Raw genomic sequence first — 616 nt, 5'->3', positions numbered from 1 at the left:
CGAATGCATCTAGATCGAACGCCAGCAAGACGTAGCCCAGCGCGTCGGCCGCCATGCCGGCGATAATGGCCTGCTTCTCGCCGAAACGTTTGGTGGCGGGACCAGTGACGAAGGCTTGAGCGAGGGCGTGCAAGATTCCGAATACCGCAAGCGACAGGCCGATCATCGTCGCGCTCCAGCGAAAGCGGTCCTCGCCGAAAATGACCCAGAGCGCTGCCGGCACCTGTCCTACGAGTTGCATGATAAAGAAGACAGTCATAAGTGCGGCGACGATAGTCATGCCCCGCGCCCACCGGAAGGAGCTGACTGGGTTGAAGGCTCTCAAGGGCATCGGTCGAATCGGATCCCGGGCCCGTCGACTAGGCCTGAAAATGCAATCAACTTTTCCCGGTTGTGGTATATTTGGTGTGGAAATGTTCTATTTAGAAACAGGGGAATTGCTTATTAACGAAATTGCCCCAAGGCCTCACAACTCTGGACATTATACCATTGATGCTTGCGTCACTTCTCAATTTGAAGCTCATTTGAGATCAATATTGGATTTGCCAATGCCAAAGAATTTCACATCTTTCTCCACCATTACAACGAACGCCATTATGCTAAATGTTCTTGGAGA

General features: G+C 52.1%; 1 protein-coding gene and 1 pseudogene. One reads left to right on the top strand and one right to left on the bottom strand.

Annotation, left to right across the window (positions count from 1 at the left end):
• A pseudogene (locus HMPREF0819_RS08515) lies at positions 1 to 337 on the bottom strand (hypothetical protein); the annotation flags it as partial.
• 34 nt (positions 338 to 371) lie between these two features.
• On the opposite strand from HMPREF0819_RS08515, the gene HMPREF0819_RS09430 reads away from it, so the two are divergent.
• On the top strand, positions 372 to 616 hold a 245-nt coding region (locus tag HMPREF0819_RS09430; RefSeq protein WP_237393063.1), incomplete at its 3' end, for an ATP-grasp domain-containing protein.

The sequence above is a fragment of the Streptococcus equinus ATCC 9812 genome, from assembly GCF_000187265.1.
Classification (GTDB): domain Bacteria; phylum Bacillota; class Bacilli; order Lactobacillales; family Streptococcaceae; genus Streptococcus; species Streptococcus equinus.
This window is presented reverse-complemented; position numbering and strand designations above follow the sequence as displayed.